This is a genomic window from Saccharopolyspora aridisoli (genome assembly GCF_004348445.1).
Lineage (GTDB): Bacteria > Actinomycetota > Actinomycetes > Mycobacteriales > Pseudonocardiaceae > Saccharopolyspora > Saccharopolyspora aridisoli.
Genome location: NZ_SMKV01000004.1, coordinates 183,844 through 200,807 on the forward strand (window position 1 = coordinate 183,844; position 16,964 = coordinate 200,807).

The window sequence follows — 16,964 nt, forward strand, 5'->3', positions numbered from 1 at the left end:
GATCACACGCGGTGTCGGCAAGGGGCACCTAGGGTCGTGTGCGGGGTCTGCGGAGGACCTTCGCGATGGCGCGGGCCGCATCAACGGAGGAAAGGGGCCCAGATGGCACAGGAGCGCGCGAGGCTCCGGCTCGTCGACGTCGCAGAGGAGGCCGGGGTCTCGATCGCGGCGGCCTCCCGCGCGCTGTCGGGCTCGACGGGAGTCAGCGACGTCATCGCCCAGCGGGTGCGAGAGGTGGCCGCGCGGATGGGCTACGTCGCCGACGTGCACGCCCGCACCCTGGCCGGCGGTGCGAGCACGAGCATCGGCCTGCTCGTGCACGAGATCGGAGACCCCTACTTCACCGAGATCGCCAGCGGGGTGCTCCGGGTCGCAGCCGAGCAGGGGCTGACCGTGCAGATCTGCCACACCGGCCGCGACCCCGACAACGAGCTCGTCCAGGTCCGCGCACTCATCGCCAACCGAGTGCGCGCGATCCTCATCGCCGGTTCGGGCTTCGTGGACGCGCGGACGCAGTCGGCGGTCAAGAAGGAGCTGCAGACCTTCCAGGCAACCGGTGGCCGGGTAGCGGTGATCGGCCGCCACCACCTCGGCGCGGACGCGGTGCTGCCGGACAACACAGCAGGCGGCCGGTCCATCACCGAGCACGTGCTTTCCCTGGGCCACCGGCGGATCGCCTTCGCCGTCGGGCTACCGGCGCTGACCACGGTCGCCGACCGGCTCTCCGGAGCGGGTCAGGCGTTGGGCGAGGTCGGGCTCTGCCTCGACGACGTCCCCGTCGTCGAGGCCGCCTTCACGCGCGAGGGTGGCCGCCTGGCCATGCAGCGCATCCTGGCCGAACACCCCGATGTGACAGCGGTGATCGCGCTCAACGACGACATGGCGATCGGCGTGCTGTCGGCCCTTCGGGCCCGCGGGATCGCGGTGCCGGAGCAGATGTCGGTCGCGGGCTTCGACGATGTGGCCGTCGCCGAACACCTGTCGCCAGCGTTGACCACGGTGCGGCTGCCGATGACCGAGATGGGAGAACAGGCTCTCTCGCTGGCGTTGAAGCCGTCGTCCGCACGGCCGCGCCGCCGTCCCACGGGGCACACCCTGGTCGTACGCGAGTCCACGGCCCCGCTCCGTGCTCCTCGGTGAAGCCGACGACCACGACTTCGTCCCTTGATCGGCGTGGTCTAGGTCGTGGTGGTGGCCTGCTCGGCATGGGTCACTCCCGGCCGACCTCCGCATCGCTGGTCTCCGAGGAACGGTCGGCACCGGGCTGAGCGCTTCGCAACCGGCGCCCTGCTGGGCCGGGCGGTCCCTCGGGCGCCGCTGAGGACGCGCTCATGCGCTCGCACGCCCTTGAACGTTCGATGCTTGCTCGCGAATCCTTTGTCCCACGCATCTTCGGCCGTTCGTCGGCGGCTTCGTCGCCACAGGCACGAGACAGCGCAGCTGCTGGGCTGATCCCGCTCCACCGGCAGTGCATGCGGTGAGCCCTCCTCGGAAACGCTCAAAACGCGGTGGAAGGTTCGACGTTGCCTCACTTCGAGGACGACGACGCGTTCGCTCCTACCGGTACACCGGGTTGACGCCGCACGCCTGCTTCCTCAAGTGAACCTCGATTGTGGTTCTTCTGGTGGAAGGCGCTGCGCTGACTCCTCTTCTCGCCGGTGCAGGGACCGAGCGTCGCCGGTTAGCGACAGCCTCGGTTCACGACGTCACCGGGGTGCAGACCGCTTGGGGGAGAACGGCGTGGGTGTCCAGGAACAAGCACGCATGAGGCCACCCGGATAGTGTTCGGACTACATTCGGGTGTTCCTGCTCCTCGCGTCTATTCATCTTCCCGCAACTGAGTAATCTCATCTCTGCCCTGGGGGGCAGGGCGGAAAAAATCGACCGCCATTCGTGGTGGTCTCGTCCGATCACGGGAGTTTCACGTATGAAGCGGAAAATAATGGTGTGCGGAGCAGCGCTGGGTCTGGTGCTCGGGTGGACGGGGTTCGCGCACGCGAGTCCCGTCGCGTCCCACGTGCTTGAAAACGCGCCGTCCGCAACGGTCTCGGTCGTCTCCGCCGATGGTGAGGCGATCGCTGCGGCGGAGTGCTACTACCCCGTCTACTCCGGCGACAGCGGTGCGATGGTGTGCTTCAACCCCACAGGGGAACACCTCTACATCTGCGACAACGCCTCGGACGGCCACCATCCGGTCGCCCGCTACTACCGCAGCGACAGCTCGGGGCTGAAGACCAAGCACGCCGATGTCGGGTACGGCACCTGCCTGGATCACAACCTCTCCATTCCCGAATCAGGGTGGATCAACTACCAGGCGTGCAATTACGAAGGTAGCACCCAGCTCAGCTGCGGCTATTTCTCCGGTCGAATTTCGGCGCGCGGCTGAACATCTCACAATTCCCGAAAGAGTGCCCGGGGCGGCTTGCGCCGTCCCGGGCGCGCTCCTGTCGCGTTTTCCTGGCCTCGACTTCGCTGGATTTCCCCGGTTGAGAGCCACGGCCGTCAGCGCCGGGGGCTGCCAGAGGAGAACGCTGTCGCCGGCGGTGACCACCGCATCGGCGACCACAGCAATCACCGACCCGATCTCGTCGTTCGGCGAGCGAGACGAGCGTGCCCGGCGGCACTGTCGTTGGCCTCCTGCAGGACAACAGGTGTGGCGGCGCTGATACCGCTTGCGGTTTGCTCGACGAGCGGGCACCGCACCGCTTCTCGCCGAGGTCGCCGACGAGACCGATGAGCATGGCTGCTGCTGTGGCTCCTCGGTCGGGGCCAAGGGCTACGGCGTGTTCGATCGCCTCGCCTCGCCGCACTCACCCCGCACCGGCCCGCCAAGGTCGGAGTCCAGGACGGACCTCGGCTGGAACCGCTGTCGCGCACACCAACGCCTGGCTGGTCGGCCAGCGCGGACTCACCATCCGCTGCGAACGCTACGGCACCCGGCTCCGCGGCTTCCTCACCCTCGCCGCCGCACGTCGCGGAGCCAAGGAACTCACCAGATGAGCCACCCCTTAGCGCCGAGAAAGCCGCAGCGGTACGGCCATCGGCAGGAAGACGAGTCTGCCGAGGAGCCAGCGCGTGCCGACGACGCTCCACACTCGGTGTTCATTGCGGTGCTCGAGCTCGGGGAGCACGGTGACCTCGGTTTCGACAACGATGTCCAGATCTCCTCGGCCACCGGGCGCATGAGAATGGTCACGGCGCCGTGCGGCCAGACCGGTCACGCAGAACTCAGCGAGCACCTTCGCCTGTCCGCACTCGTTGAACGATTGCGGCAGCAACGGCGAGATCACACCACCGAAGCCTGGTGTGACCGCGCAGGAACGCCTACCAACACACGATCTCCCGGCTGGTCCTTCGTCACCACAGCGCCAGCGCCAACGAATGTTCGCGCACCGACGCGGAGTCCCTGCAACACGCAGGCGTTGCTCCCGACGGTGACATCTTGCAGCAGCGAGACGTTTCCCGCGATGTTCGCACCAGGCAGGACAGTCACGCATTCCTGCAGCACGCTGTCGTGACCGATCGTCGCGTTGTACTGCACTTGGCTGTGCGGGCCAAGCCGTGTACCGCAGGAAACGAACGCATTGGCCAGCACGATGCATCCGCTACCGAGTATGGCATCGTGAGCCACGGTAGCTCGGGGATGCACGATCGACGTTGCTGTCAATCCGCGGTGTTGCAAGCGTTCCGCAAGCCTACGGCGCACGGAAGGGTCTGCGACGGCGACCACGAACCGGCCGCGAGAGACGTCCTGAGGCCGTAGAACTCGCACGCCATGAACCTCGCCATCGCAGAGGTAGTCGTCGACCAGCACAAGATCGTCCGGCTTCATTCGCAACGCGAACAGCGCGTCGAGCGCTTCTCTGCCGAGCCCTCCGGCGCCGACGACATGGATGGGACCTGCGCTGCTGTTGGCAATGCGGGAGTGCATGGCCACAGCTTTCCCTAGTCTTGGGGAACCCGCTTGATGGCGATCACCAGCCACTGGGGACGAGCGGGAACAACGTCCGTGCGAGCACGTCCTGTTGTGAGCCCGCCACCAGCGGATCACGCCCTACACCCCGCGCCACAACGGGAAAGTCGAGCGCTGCAACCGAGTACTGGCCGAAGAGCCCGTCTATGCTCGCGTCTGCACCAGTGAGCACCACCACGCCGCCGCATCGACCGCACACTGCACGCCGGGGATCATCCACCAGCATCCCGCTCTCCGCCGGCGTCACCAACGTCATGACGCTGCTTGCGTTGCGGGCGTGGGCTGACCCGTCAGACCTCATCGGCTGGCAGGCATCAGTGGTGTCCACGATCAACCGGCCCATCAGCACGCCACTGGAGCGCGCCATCGACCCGAAGCGCAAGTCGAACCGCCAAACCAGCCGATCACACGCGTTGGGCCTGTGCCGGGGGCGCGCATCCACCACGGAGATCCGTCTGGCTGTCCTGCGAGCAGCGACGTTCTAGCGCGACGTTGCACGGCGCCTACCGGACGATCCAGCCACCACAAAGGCTGCGGGACTGAGCACAGGGAAGCCCTTCGAGCTCCGTTGACTGATCTGCGCATTCAGGTATACCGCCATAGCGCTTCCTCAGTGCCGAACTGCAGTTGGTGAAGCCACCCTCCGTAGGACTGCAGGACCGCACCGAGAGGCATCGGCGCGCGCAATGCCCCACGAGTCACAGATTCGCGTCAATTGCTCGAAACCGACGGAGGGGACCCGATCTGGTGTATTCGACCTTCCGTTTCTAGTATCTCAACGATACAAGGCATACGATCGAACTCATGGCAGATGCGCGGAATGGTACCCGGCCACATGTAGTCCACTTGTCCAATCTGCACCACTGGGATGACGTTCGAGTCTTCCAGCGGGAGTGTTGCACGCTATCGCAACATGGTTTTCGCGTTACGTTGATAGCCAAATCAAGCACGGCTCGCACCGAGTCCAATGTCGAGATCGTGCCAGCCCCGCCTCTGCGCGGCCGTGTCCACCGCATCTTGTTCGGGATACCGCGTGCACTTTCAGCGGCTTGGAAGCAACGCGCTGACTTCTACCACCTGCACGATCCGGAGCTTGTTCTGCTCGCCCCGATCCTACGCCTCCGCGGTGCCCGAGTCATATTTGACGCACACGAGGATTTGCCCGTGCAGGTGCTCCACAAGCACTATCTGACGACGGCCACACGAAGGCTGGCTTCCCTCTTGGCCAAGGCGCTCTGCTGGACGGCGAGTCGATCCTGTGACCACATCATTGCAGCTACGAGCACTATTGCTGAACAATTTCCGAGCAAGAAGACCACCATCGTTCACAACTATCCCAAACTCATGGACAAGGTGGACGATGCTACACCCTACCAAGAACGGTCGCATTCCATTGTCTACGTAGGGGGAATTTCGACCAGCCGTGGGATCAGAGAGATGCTTTCTGCACTCGAATTCCTGCCTGAACCGTGGCATTTGACCCTAGCGGGTCCCGTGAACCCGCCGACGTTGCTGGATGAATTGCAGGAATTTCCCGGTTGGACGCGAGTTGACTTCCATGGCCGCGTGACGCCCGATGAAGCACGGAAGTTGGTAGCACAAGCTCGGATCGGGTTCGTCACATTGCACCCGACTCCAGCGTATGTGGACGCTCTGCCCACGAAGCTCTTCGAATACATGGCGGCAGGCATTCCCGCCGTAGTTTCGGACTTCCCCTTGTGGCGCGACATCGTCGAATCCTTGGATTGCGGGATTCTGGTGGACCCCAACGATACATCCGCTATCGCGGAGGCTGCAAAAGCCCTCATCGAAGACCCCGCACGCGCCGAGCAGATGGGGCAGAACGGTCGGCGCGCGATCGCGGGCGAGATCAACTGGAGCCGGGAGAAGGAGAAACTCCTCAACGTGTACCAGTCGGCTCTCTCGAAGGATGACTCGATGCAGGCATGAGAGCGACTACCAACAACGCGATCAGAAAGCCGCGAGTGACGAGTGACGTGAGCAGAGCTGCGACCAAGGAAGCTCCGCAGGCCAGGCAAGGGCAATCCCCTCCAAGTCAACACGGTTTCGAGGAGTGAAGCCTTCCTCTAATTCAGGAAATTCCTGCATCAGTGCCTCTCACCCCAGATAGCACCTCGCGGTCGGCGAGATCCGCATATCGCTTGCAGTACATGTACAGGACACCGAAGCCGGCCACGGAACTCGCTGAGAGGGCCACAATGGCGACGACAACTGGCGCCCCGACAACGAAGCAGACAATCGGTCCGCCTGCACTGAGCAGCAGCCGCAAGATGTCCCACCTCAACTGGATGTCTTGGCGTTCCATGAGAAGCAACGTCTGCGAGATGGGCGACACTGCGAACTGGGCGAGGTAGCCTACGCTGAGAATTTGTGCGTAATGACCCGATTCCGCCCACTGCGGCCCGAAGAGAAAACCGAACAGCGAGTATCCGAACAACAGGATGATGATGGTCGGAGGGAGACCAACGAGCATTAGCCAACGCACTGTCGTCTTCACGAAGTGGTGGAGCTCCGCCGTCCGTGCCCTGCTGGCTGCTCCGGCCTCACCCAGATAAACCTGGGCGACGGACTGGCCGATCACCGCAGCAGGCGCAGCTAAGACGCGTACCGTCAGGGCGACGAAGCCGACGGCGACCTGCCCGTAGAGAGCGCTGATCAGTAGCAGGGGGGCCTGTGCCCCGGCTGTGTTCAAGAGCGCCGACCAAGACGCGATCAGGGGGAAGCGTCGGTATCGTGACAGCACGCTTCTGACTTCACGCCATCGTGGGCGACGCTGATGCAGCAGTCCTCTAGCCGACACCAACCCGCCGAGACCAGCCACTCGCCCAGCGAAAAGTCCCAGGAGAATACCCACTGGTCTCCACGCAAGGGCACCAAGGGAAAGGGAAACGAGGACCTGACCAACACCCTGCGCGAAAACACGTCGCCCCAACACGTCGTAACGTCGTGTGCGTACCATCCATGCTGCGAGAACCTGCCCCGCGCCGATCGCGAACATAGTGAGCGCCAGGAGCCACCAATACCTGGCTAGCACTGGAGCACCGAGTGCTACGGCTATGGGTTCTGACGCTGCGATGCCGATGATCAGGAAAATCATCGTGCTGACTGCCGCGATTCCGAGCGCAGTCCATGCGACTGAGGCAGCTCGCAGATCGGTTTTCGGCAGCGAAACGGCGGTCTCGAGACGTAGCGTGCAGACTGCTCCCATAATCGTCACCACGGCGGAGAAGACGGCGAGCGCACCGAAGTCAGACGGAGTGAACAACCTCGTGAGCAATGGAGAGCACGCTACAACCACTACTTGACCCGCTACGGTCCCACCGAAGACACGAGCGAGCCCTCCAGCGAAAGTTCCTTTCCTCGTCCTCAGCATGCTATCGGCTCGCCTTTGCCCTTGTACCTTCGTTTGGTGTCGCGTGCGCGACGACAACCTCGGGACTCCCTAGTGGACGGTGCTGAACCGCAGTTCCCGGTTCGCCGTTCCACCGGTGAGCCCCTGTACGGTCAGTTTTCCTGGTCACTGCGTAAGATCATGTACCACCAGGTTGAGCACCGCGGGTCGAAGCGCGGGAACCAACCCACTAACCCTCGAACGGGCGGAGGTTTTCACCCACCTCGGTTACCCCGCAGCGGCGCAGGAGCGAATGCCGCCACCGATGCTGAGAAGCGGTTTCGTGGTTCACGAGCGCATCTGCCTACGGATGCGCAGGCGTCGAAATGAGCTCAGCACGTGGCCTGTGCACCAATCGCGGTACGCACCAAGGACCTAGCCTTGTTCGGCGATCCGGCCGAATTTCGTCGTCGCACAGGACGTTCGGTTCGTCGTTGTTTCCGGCTTGTAGAGCTCGTCAGGTTGCTCGCATGGGCGTCCGCGCACGGCCCAGACGGGCTCCATCAGTGGGAGTCATGACGCTGCCCGCGATGGTGGTCGAGAGCGGGGTTCCGTGCCGCTCTCAACTACTGACTGGCATGCTCGTAAGGCTGCGCCGACTCTCTCGGCCGAGCACCAGCAGATCGACCCCGGGCCACAGCGACGGATCGAGCACCCCGCGTCCATCCAGCACGGTCCGCACACCAGGGAGGTCAGCGGCCGACCAGGTCCGGTACTCGTCGTGGTCTGCTTGAACCACAGCGCAGTCGACCGGGTCCCCCGGCTGGTAAGAGGCGAACCCCAGTCCCTCGAGCTCGTTCGGGGTGTAGAGCGGATCGTGCACCAGAGCTTCGGCACCGTGCGCGCGAAGAGCTGCCACCGCATCGAAGACCCCCGAGAACGCGGTTTCTCGAACCCCACCCCGATATGCCGCGCCGAGCACGGCCACCCGGAGTCCGGCCAGCCCGTTGCTGGCTTCCCCCAGCAGCTCGATGGCACGTGCGGGCATCGCGCTGTTGGCCTCCCTCGCCGCGCGCACGATGCTCGCGTGCGGGTCACCGTTCAAGTAGAACTGCGGGTAGACCGGGATGCAGTGGCCTCCGACGGCGATGCCCGGACGGTGCAGGTGGCTGAACGGCTGCGAATTGCAAGCCTCGATCACGCGGTCGAGGTCGACCCCGATCCGATGGGCGTGCAGCGCGAACTGGTTGACCAGGCCGATGTTGACGTCCCGGTAGGTGGTCTCCGCGAGCTTGGCGAACTCAGCAGCCTCTGCCGACCCGAGGTCCCACACGCCGTTCGGCTTAACCAGGTCCGGGCGTTCGTCGAAGGACAGCACCTCGGAGTAGCAGTCGATCGCACGCCGACCGCTGGCCTCATCGATTCCGCCGACGAGCTTGGGGTAGCGCGCCAGATCGCTGAAGACCCGGCCCGAGTAGACGCGCTCCGGGCTGAACACCAGGGAGAAGTCCGCACCGGGCTGCAGGCCACTGCCGGATCGCAGCAGTGGCGCGATCCGCTGCCTGGTGCAACCCACCGGCAACGTGGTCTCGTAGCTCACGAGGGTTCCGGGGCGAAGGCCGCGCGCCACCTCGCCGGTGGCGGAATCCAGCGCTCTGAAGTCCGGGTCGCCCAGGCCATCGACGTACAACGGCACGACCACCACGACGAACTCGCTCGCACTGACAGCGTCGGCGGTGTCAGTGCGGGGTCGCAGCGCACCAGAGGAGATCGCTTGACCGAGCCGATCAGCCAGCTGGTCCTCACCGGGGAAGGGAGGCCGGCCCGCAGCGACCGCTTCCACCACAGCAGGCTCGATGTCCACGCCCTGCACCTCATGGCCGCGTCCGGCGAACTGCACGGCCAGCGGCAACCCGATCTTGCCGAGGCCGACGACGGTGATCTTCATTACTCCCCCACCTTGACGGTCGAGCCGGACTGGGCCGACAGGCGCAACGCTTCCGCCACCGAGACCGTGGCCAGCCCGTCGCGCAAGGTCACGATTCGGCTGTCCTCACCGCGAACAGCGGCAGCGAAAGCGGCGAGCTCGGTGTGCAACGGTTCAGGTTTGGCGATCGCGAACCGCGTCATGTTCCCTTCCGCCACGCCTCGGAACGCCGCCAAGGCCCCCCACTCGGTGGGCTGCGAACCGTTCTGGTACAGAGTGATATCAGCGGTGAGGGTGTCGGCGACCAGACACCCGCGCTCCCCGGCAACCACCACGACCCGCTCCTTCATCGGCGACAGCCAGTTCACGAGGTGGGTGACGACGGTCCCGTCGACCAGCTCGGCGACCACGCTGACCAGGTCCTCGTTGGTTCGGCCGCTCTTGTGGGCGACCCTGGCCGACACCGAGCCGTAGCTGGCACCCACCACCCAAGACGTCAGGTCGATGTCGTGCGTGGCGAGGTCGAAGATCACCCCCACGTCGGAGACACGCGCCGGGAAAGGCCCTTGCCTCCGCGTGAACACCTGGTAGATCTCGCCGAGCGCTTCGTCCGCCAGTCGCTGCCGCAAGTCCTGCAACGCGGGGTTGAACCGCTCGATGTGCCCGACGCAGCCGAGCACGTCGTTGCGCTCGAACGTCTCCACCAACGCAGCAGCCGACCGCTCGTCGTGCGCCAGCGGCTTCTCGATCAACGTCGGAACTCCCGCCTCGGCGAGCCGCGTCCCGAGTGCCTCGTGCGTCGCGGTGGGAGTCGCCAGCACGCACAGGTCGAGCTTGCGTTCCAGCAGCGCGTCGACATCGGCGAGGAACTCCACACCGCCTGCCGCACGGTGCGCGCGTTCATCGGCGTCCACCACTGCGACCAGATCAACATCCGGGAGGGCGCCCAGCACCCGCATGTGGTTGCGGCCCATCATCCCGAGGCCGATCAAACCTGCACGCAACGCTGTCATCTCCGCACCGCCCTGCACACCGCCGAGACCACCGCGGAGAGGTCCGCATCGGACAACGAGGGATGCACCGGCAGCGACAGCACCTCGCGAGACGCGCGCTCCGCGACCGGCAGCACAGGCACCCGTTGGCAAACGCTTCGGTACAGCGCCAGTTGGTTCAGCGCGTGCGGGTAGTGCACCGCTGACCCCACGCCGGCCTCGGCGAGTTCGGCCGCGACCTCGTCGCGACCTCGAACGCGCACCGTGTACTGGTGCCACACCGGGTCCGCGCCATCTGCCACCTGTGGCAACACGACCACCGGGTCGATGCGGGCGGCCGCGAACTCCGTCGACAGCCGCGATGCGTTCGCCCTGCGAGTCGACGTCCAGCCCGGCAACCGCCGCAACTGCACGCGACCGATGGCAGCGCCGATGTCGGTCATCCTCGCGTTGTAGCCGATGACCTCGTGCTCGTAGCGGCCCGCCATCCCTTGGTTGCGCAACATCTTCACCCGACGGGCCGTTTCCGAGTCTGCGCACACGACCAGGCCGCCTTCACCAGTGGTCATGTTTTTCGTCGGGTAGAAGCTGAAAGCGGCGGTCGCACCGAACGTCCCGACCGGTCGCGACCGCCACGCTGCCAGGTGCGCCTGCGCGGCGTCCTCCAGCACGGCGAGTCCGTGGCGCTCGGCGATCGCCATCAGCTGCTCCATGTCCGCTGGATGGCCGTAGAGGTGCACCGGGATCACCGCAGCGGTGCGCGGGCTTATCGCAGCTTCCACGGCGCGCGGATCGATGCAGAAGTGCGTCGGGTCGATGTCGGCGAACACGGGCGTGGCACCAGCCAGAACCACCGCGTTCGCCGTGCCTGCGAAGGTGAAGCCGGGAATGATCACCTCGTCACCCCTGCCGATGCCCATGGCCATCAGGGCCAACAGCAGCGCGCTGGTTCCCGAGTTCACGGCCACGCACGGCCTGCCGCACACGTGCTCCGAGAACTCCGCCTCGAACGAGGCCACCTCGGCGCCTTGCGCCAACATCCCACTCGCGAGAACCCGATCGACCTCGGAGCGCTCCTCGGCTCCGATGATCGGGCGGGCGAGCTGAATACCAGTCCTCGTGCCGGTCACCGACCCTCCTCCCTGAGAATCCCGTCGATCTCGACAAAGCGCGCACCAGTGCGGGGACAGAGCCAGCGCCCGCTGCCAGCCGACTCCAGTCGGACACCGGCCGGTCCCACCCACCCGATGCGACGCGCGGGGTTGCCCACGACCAAGCCGAAATCTGGAACGTCGTCCACGACGACAGCGCCGGCGCCGACCAGGGCCCAGCGGCCCACGACCACGGGCGCAACGCACACCGAGCGGGCCCCCAGCGAAGCGCCCTCGCCCACCACGACCCCGACCGGGACCCAGTTGCCCGGGCCTAGCGGCGCACCGTCCACACCTACCGCGCGCGGGTAGGTGTCATTGGTGAGAACCGCGGAAGGGCCGACGAAAACGCCGTCGGCCAGGACCGCGGGGGAGTAGACCAAGGCGTAGTTCTGAATCTTGACGTTGTCGCCGATCCGCACACCCGCGTCCACGCAGGCTCCCCGGCCGAGCACGCATCGCCTGCCGATCTCGGCGTTCTCGCGCACCTGCGCCAGGTCCCACACGCGACTGCCCGCACCTAGGGCGGCAGTCTCCGCCACGTCGGCGGACGCCGACACCACCGGACCACCTACACCGTCACTCACCAGACCCGTCAACTCGCCACCCACCTTCGTCGATCGGTGCTCGGCGCGTGCAGCACCGCGATGCGGCTCAGCGCGGATCCGACTCCGACCACCATGCGAACTCCACAGAACCGCTGCGGCGCGGTCATCTCACTCCTCCTGCCTGTGAGCTCTCCACCGGTTGCGGGAGCTCCTTGCGCTGCGGAAAGCCGGGATTGATCCTGTTGGGGCCGACGACGCCTCGCGGCCGAACGAGCTGCACCACCGTCAGCGCTACGATCAACAGTTCTAGCCGGAGCGAACGGTGGTTGATGTACCAGAGATCCAGTTCGATCCGCTGGGCCCAGCTCAGCGAATTGCGGCCCTGCACCTGCGCCCACCCGGTGAGACCGGGCAGCACGTCAAGCCGTCCCCGCTGCCTGGCCGTGTAATGCTCCACCTGCACCGGCAACGTCGGTCTTGGGCCGATCAGGGACATGTCGCCGCGGAGCACGTTCCACAGCTGCGGCCACTCGTCCAGGCTGTACCGTCGCAAGAACTGACCGACCTTCGTCTGCCGCTGCGCGTCAGACTGCCCCTCAGCCGTGCACACGTGCATCGTGCGGAACTTCAGGATTCCGAACGTCTTGCCATACCTGCCGGAGCGGGTCTGCCGGAACATCACGGGCCTGCCCATCGTGCACAGGATCACCACGGCGATGACCAAGCACAACGGGACGATCACGAGGCCGGCGAGCAGGACGATCAGGATGTCGACGATTCGTCTCATGCCGCCACCACCCGTGTCATCGAGGCGCGCATGACGCGCGAGACCGCTTCTGCGATGTCATCGACATCGGCCACCGAGAGAGTCGGGTGCACCGGTAGCATCAGCGACGTCGCCCCGAGTTCGGCCGCGACGGGCAGCACGCCCGACGGACGACCGGTGGCGGTGAAGGCCTTCTCCCGGTGTATTTCGGCACAGCCACCGTGCCAGCACGGGATTCCCTCAGCGTTGATCGCCGCGATCACCCGGTCCCGGGACCACCCCTCCCCGAGGCGAGCAGGATCGACGTGCGCGTAGAACTTGTAGTAGGAATGCGCCGTTCCCTCCGGGAGGTTCGGCAGGCGTAGCGCCTCCAAGGTGCCGAGCGCGTCGCGCAGCTGTCCGGCATGGGCGCGTCGGCTGTTCACCCACCTGTCGACTTTGGGCAGCTGGCTGCGCCCGACGGCCGCCTGCACCTCGGTCATGCGGGCGTTGGTCCCGAAACTCTCGTGCAGCCAGCGAAACCCGGGAGCGTGCCGGCGGTGGTGCACCGCGTCGTAGCTCTTGCCGTGGTCCTTCAGCTCCCAGCACCTGCGGAACAGGTCTTCGTGGCTCGAGGTGATGGCACCTCCCTCACCGCCCGTGGTCATGATCTTGTCCTGGCAGAAGGACCACGTGGCCAGGTCACCGAAAGTGCCGACGGGACGTTCGTCGATTCGGGCTCCGTGCGCCTGCGCGCAATCCTCGATGAGACCGAGCCCTCGGGAACGGGTCAGTGCCAGCAGGTCGCGCACGTTCGCCGGACAACCGGCCAGGTGCACGACGACCACCGCCGTGGTGCGATCGGTCAAGGCCGCTTCCACCGTGGCCGGTGTCAAGCACTGCGTGTCCCGGTCCACGTCCACGACCACGGGCACCGCGCCGCAGGCAACCACCGCGCTGGCGGTCCCGAAGAACGTCGCCGCCGGAACGATCACCTCGTCGCCGGGACCAACTCCCCAGGCCCGCAACGCGATCTCCAGGGCAAGCGTGCCGTTGGCCACCGCCACCGCGTGCGGAACGCGCGCCCACTGCGCGAATTCTTCTTCGAACAGCCGACCCTGGTCCCCCGTCCAGTAGTTGACGCGGCCCGACTTCAGCACGCGGTCTACGGCTCGTCTGTCGTCGTCGTCGAACGCGGGCCAGCCCGGGAGCGGGTCATGGCGCACCGGTCGGCCACCGTCCAAGGCCAGCGTTCCCACTCGCGATTCCACCTTCATGGCCATCATCCCGTCGTCACGTCGGCTGGGTAACACGAGTCGCGAGATCCGACAGCAGCGTCATCAGCTCAGCCGGTGAGCGGAAGTCCGCCTCCTGCAGGCCTGCCAGCTCGAGTCCGGGCATCGACACGTGCGCGATGGACGGCTGCAAGGGTCGGTGATCATTCTCGCTGCGGTCGAAGAGGACCTCGTGCAGCTTCTCCCCACCCCGGAGTCCGGTGTAGACGATCTCGATGGGTCGGCCGCTTCGACGGATCAGCCGTCGGGCGAGGTCATCGATGCGCACCGGTGCACCCATGTCCAGCACGAGCGCTTCACCGGACCGGCCGATGGCCGCCGCGTAGATCACGAGCTGCACCGCCTCCGACACGGTCATGAAGAACCGCGTCACATCCGGATGCGTTACTGTGACCGGCCCGCCCGCGGAGATCTGATCGATGAAGGCGCCCAACACCGAACCTCTGCTGCCGAGCACGTTCCCGAAACGCACGGAAACATAAGTCCCGTCCGCCCGCTGCGCGACCTCGGCGGTGAGCCGCTCGGCGATGCGCTTCGAATAACCGAGGACACTGGCCGGGTTCGCAGCCTTGTCGGTGGAGACGTTGACGAATCTCTCCACACCGACGCTCTCCGCTGCGCGCAGCACGTTCTGCGTACCGACCACGTTGGTCTTCCACGCCTCACCCGGGTACCGCTGCAATATCGGTAGATGCTTCAGGGCTGCGGCGTGGAACACCACCTGGGGTTGGCGTTCGAGGAAGATCGCCTTCAGGTTTTCTTGATCACGGATATCGGCGAGGACTATTTCTGGAGAATCCAGCAACGCCCGCCCGTGCAGAGCGAGTTGGACGGTGTGCAGGGCCGACTCGTCCCTGTCCAACATCATCAGTTCTTCGGGACCAAGTCGGTGGATGTGCCGGCACAGCTCGGAACCGATCGAACCACCAGCGCCGGTGACCAGCACTCGTTTCCCGACCAGGCTGTGGAGGACTTCGCCCATGTCGATGTAAACCGGGCTCCGGCCGAGCAGATCATCAAGCTCGAGATCGGTCCCGGCCATCGCCAAGTCGCGCGCGGGTAGCACCTGATTCGCAGGACTTTCCCATCGGCCCGGGAAGCTCGGAAGAGTAGGCGTTTCACGAAGTGCGATTTCGGGTTCCGCGCTCGCTTCGGCACCATCACTCCGCTCCGATGCCCACGGGTGGTCAATGGTTCTTCTCATTTCGAAAGCTCCTCTGCAGCTGCATGGAGGACGACCACGCCATGCCCAGATCGCCACCATTCGCCGACATTGGCGGCTTGACCCGCACAAAGATTTAGCAGTCGCTGGTGCGTCGCGCTCGGCCAGAGCTGCGACGATCATCCCATCGGATGGTGATCTCGCGTGGTGCCCCGACCCCGCTTGCAGTTAACTTCTCGGGGAAAGTGATCTACAAGACGAGGAGAATTCGCGTGACTTTCAGCGGGTACCTGCAAGTCGTGAGAGAGCGCTGGCGTCTTGTCGTAGCCGGGTCGTTCCTAGGGCTGCTCGTCGCTTTGGCCGTCAGCTTCGGCATGCAGCCTCGATACACCTCGCACACGACACTCTTCATCTCCGCTCGGGCAACCGACACGGCTGATGCCTACCAGGGCAGTCTGCTGTCGGCGCAGAAGGTGCAGTCCTACGTGGCCCTGCTCAGCAGTGAACGGCTCAGCGGTGAGGTCGTTGAACGCCTCCGTTTGCCCGTGAAGGCCGAAGAACTCGCTGATCGGATCACCGCTGTTGCCAAGCCCGACACAGTCCTCATCACAGCCACGGTCTCCGACCCCTCGCCCCAGCAGGCGCAGCGCCTTGCAGGCGCACTCGGAGAACAGTTCACCAGGCTGGTCACCGAGCTGGAACAGCCGGCGGACGGAAGTGCCCCCACCGTGATCGCCAGGGTCGTCCAACCAGCAACGCTGTCCAGCGAGCCGGTCGCCCCCACCCCCATCCGATACTGCGCGTTCGGTGTGCTGCTCGGCATGTTCTGCGGCTTGGCGGGTGCTTTCGCACGCCAATCACTGGACAACTCGATCAAGTCGGCGGCGCAGCTCACGGCGCTGACCGAACTTCCCAACCTGGGCACCGTGGCGTACTCCCCGCAGGTCTCGAACAGGCCGCTCGTCGTGCACGACGACCCGCATGCCCCGCGCGCGGAATCGTTCCGGCAAATCCGAACGAACCTGCAGTACGTGGACATCGATCACCCCGCGTCGGTACTTCTGGTGACGAGTTCGGTGCCCGAGGAGGGCAAGAGCACGACGCTCTCCAACCTGGCGATCGCCGCCGCGCAAGCGGGCCACCGGGTTGCCGTGATCGAGGCCGACCTGCGTCGCCCGCGCGCCTCCGACTACCTCGGCCTCGAGAACGCGGTGGGGCTCACCAGCGTTCTCGTTGGCCGGGTCTCGCTCGAGGATGCCTTGCAGCCGTGGGGTGAGATGTTCAGCGTCCTGGCCAGCGGCCCGGTTCCCCCCAACCCCAGCGAGCTCGTCGCGTCCAACCAGATGAGAACCCTCCTGACCACGTTGCGAGAGCAGTTCGACCTGGTTCTCGTGGACGCTCCCCCACTGCTTCCGGTGACCGATGCCGCGGCATTGGCCGCGCACTGCGACGGCGCGCTGCTGGTCGTCCGGCACGGGAAGACGACCACCGACCTCGTCAGGTCCTCACTGGAAATGCTCGCCGGGGTCGGTGCCCGAGTGTTCGGAACGATCTTGAACATGGCTCCCGCACCCAGTACCAGCAGCTACCACTACTACGGTCACGGCCCGGTGGCTGAAAGATCGGCCGACGTGGATGCGATGGGAAGCACTCAGCCCGTGCACTACAGTTCACAGCTCGCAGCTCGCACAACGGCCTCCCATGACGCCGAGCAGCCCGTGATGGACCTGATCAGCGAGCACAGCGCGCACAGATGACCCGACCGAGATGCTTGGGCTCGCTGAGACCAGTGCGCCCAAGCATTCGCGCGCGCCCCACC

The 16,964-nt window shown here is 65.6% G+C and carries 14 protein-coding genes and 1 pseudogene; 5 read left to right on the top strand and 10 right to left on the bottom strand.

The window, feature by feature from the left end; all coding sequences use genetic code 11:
* Window positions 1-102 precede the first annotated feature (102 nt).
* The gene (locus E1161_RS04790; RefSeq protein WP_132619970.1) at window positions 103-1,140 is read left to right on the top strand and encodes a LacI family DNA-binding transcriptional regulator; all 1,038 of its coding nucleotides are present in this window, start codon (window positions 103-105) and stop codon (window positions 1,138-1,140) included.
* 787 nt (window positions 1,141-1,927) lie between these two features.
* Window positions 1,928-2,386 carry a hypothetical protein gene (locus E1161_RS04795; RefSeq protein WP_235874784.1) on the top strand — a complete coding sequence of 153 codons (459 nt, stop codon included), beginning with the start codon at window positions 1,928-1,930 and terminating at the stop codon, window positions 2,384-2,386.
* Window positions 2,387-3,008: 622 nt separating this feature from the next.
* Here the strand turns inward: E1161_RS04795 and E1161_RS04800 are convergent.
* The gene (locus tag E1161_RS04800) at window positions 3,009-3,290 is read right to left on the bottom strand and encodes a hypothetical protein (protein WP_132619972.1); all 282 of its coding nucleotides are present in this window, start codon (window positions 3,288-3,290) and stop codon (window positions 3,009-3,011) included.
* Window positions 3,287-3,931 (bottom strand): NeuD/PglB/VioB family sugar acetyltransferase, encoded by a 645-nt coding sequence (locus E1161_RS04805; RefSeq protein WP_132620071.1) that lies wholly within the window; start codon window positions 3,929-3,931, stop codon window positions 3,287-3,289. Before E1161_RS04805 ends, E1161_RS04800 begins: the two co-directional genes overlap by 4 nt.
* 103 nt (window positions 3,932-4,034) lie before the next feature.
* Here E1161_RS04805 and E1161_RS27910 point away from each other — a divergent pair.
* Window positions 4,035-4,231: pseudogene (locus E1161_RS27910) on the top strand (IS481 family transposase); the annotation flags it as partial.
* 546 nt (window positions 4,232-4,777) lie between these two features.
* Complete coding sequence (locus E1161_RS04820) at window positions 4,778-5,923, top strand: glycosyltransferase family 4 protein (RefSeq protein ID WP_132619976.1); 1,146 nt, start codon at window positions 4,778-4,780, stop codon at window positions 5,921-5,923.
* 142 nt (window positions 5,924-6,065) lie between these two features.
* Here E1161_RS04820 and E1161_RS04825 read toward each other — a convergent pair whose 3' ends face one another.
* From E1161_RS04825 to E1161_RS04860, 8 genes are all read right to left on the bottom strand, one after another.
* Window positions 6,066-7,271 (bottom strand): lipopolysaccharide biosynthesis protein, encoded by a 1,206-nt coding sequence (locus E1161_RS04825; RefSeq protein ID WP_165939688.1) that lies wholly within the window; start codon window positions 7,269-7,271, stop codon window positions 6,066-6,068.
* A gap of 676 nt (window positions 7,272-7,947) precedes the next feature.
* Window positions 7,948-9,273: a nucleotide sugar dehydrogenase gene (locus tag E1161_RS04830; RefSeq protein WP_132619980.1), complete on the bottom strand. Its 1,326-nt coding sequence runs from the start codon at window positions 9,271-9,273 to the stop codon at window positions 7,948-7,950.
* Window positions 9,273-10,265, bottom strand: a complete 993-nt coding sequence (locus E1161_RS04835) for a Gfo/Idh/MocA family protein (protein WP_132619982.1) — start codon at window positions 10,263-10,265, stop codon at window positions 9,273-9,275. Before E1161_RS04835 ends, E1161_RS04830 begins: the two co-directional genes overlap by 1 nt.
* The gene (locus tag E1161_RS04840) at window positions 10,262-11,374 is read right to left on the bottom strand and encodes a DegT/DnrJ/EryC1/StrS family aminotransferase (RefSeq protein ID WP_132619984.1); all 1,113 of its coding nucleotides are present in this window, start codon (window positions 11,372-11,374) and stop codon (window positions 10,262-10,264) included. Before E1161_RS04840 ends, E1161_RS04835 begins: the two co-directional genes overlap by 4 nt.
* Window positions 11,371-11,982 carry an acyltransferase gene (locus E1161_RS04845; protein ID WP_235874785.1) on the bottom strand — a complete coding sequence of 204 codons (612 nt, stop codon included), beginning with the start codon at window positions 11,980-11,982 and terminating at the stop codon, window positions 11,371-11,373. Before E1161_RS04845 ends, E1161_RS04840 begins: the two co-directional genes overlap by 4 nt.
* Window positions 11,983-12,106: 124 nt before the next feature.
* On the bottom strand, window positions 12,107-12,730 hold the full coding sequence (locus tag E1161_RS04850; protein ID WP_132619986.1) for a sugar transferase: 624 nt from the start codon (window positions 12,728-12,730) through the stop codon (window positions 12,107-12,109).
* On the bottom strand, window positions 12,727-13,965 hold the full coding sequence (locus E1161_RS04855) for a DegT/DnrJ/EryC1/StrS family aminotransferase (protein WP_132619988.1): 1,239 nt from the start codon (window positions 13,963-13,965) through the stop codon (window positions 12,727-12,729). Before E1161_RS04855 ends, E1161_RS04850 begins: the two co-directional genes overlap by 4 nt.
* Before the next feature lie 16 nt (window positions 13,966-13,981).
* Window positions 13,982-15,187, bottom strand: a complete 1,206-nt coding sequence (locus E1161_RS04860; RefSeq protein WP_235874786.1) for a polysaccharide biosynthesis protein — start codon at window positions 15,185-15,187, stop codon at window positions 13,982-13,984.
* Window positions 15,188-15,336: 149 nt separating this feature from the next.
* Between E1161_RS04860 and E1161_RS04865 the strand changes: the two genes are divergently transcribed.
* Window positions 15,337-16,902: a polysaccharide biosynthesis tyrosine autokinase gene (locus tag E1161_RS04865; protein WP_132619992.1), complete on the top strand. Its 1,566-nt coding sequence runs from the start codon at window positions 15,337-15,339 to the stop codon at window positions 16,900-16,902.
* Window positions 16,903-16,964: the final 62 nt, after the last annotated feature.

Coding starts and splice junctions, on each gene's coding strand:
- E1161_RS04790 (WP_132619970.1), top strand. CDS start 103: ATGGCACAGGAGCGCGCGAGGCTCCGGCTCGTCGACGTCGCAGAGGAG.
- E1161_RS04795 (WP_235874784.1), top strand. CDS start 1,928: ATGAAGCGGAAAATAATGGTGTGCGGAGCAGCGCTGGGTCTGGTGCTC.
- E1161_RS04805 (WP_132620071.1), bottom strand. CDS start 3,931: ATGCACTCCCGCATTGCCAACAGCAGCGCAGGTCCCATCCATGTCGTC.
- E1161_RS04820 (WP_132619976.1), top strand. CDS start 4,778: ATGGCAGATGCGCGGAATGGTACCCGGCCACATGTAGTCCACTTGTCC.
- E1161_RS04830 (WP_132619980.1), bottom strand. CDS start 9,273: ATGAAGATCACCGTCGTCGGCCTCGGCAAGATCGGGTTGCCGCTGGCC.
- E1161_RS04835 (WP_132619982.1), bottom strand. CDS start 10,265: ATGACAGCGTTGCGTGCAGGTTTGATCGGCCTCGGGATGATGGGCCGC.
- E1161_RS04850 (WP_132619986.1), bottom strand. CDS start 12,730: ATGAGACGAATCGTCGACATCCTGATCGTCCTGCTCGCCGGCCTCGTG.
- E1161_RS04855 (WP_132619988.1), bottom strand. CDS start 13,965: ATGAAGGTGGAATCGCGAGTGGGAACGCTGGCCTTGGACGGTGGCCGA.
- E1161_RS04860 (WP_235874786.1), bottom strand. CDS start 15,187: ATGAGAAGAACCATTGACCACCCGTGGGCATCGGAGCGGAGTGATGGT.
- E1161_RS04865 (WP_132619992.1), top strand. CDS start 15,337: ATGGTGATCTCGCGTGGTGCCCCGACCCCGCTTGCAGTTAACTTCTCG.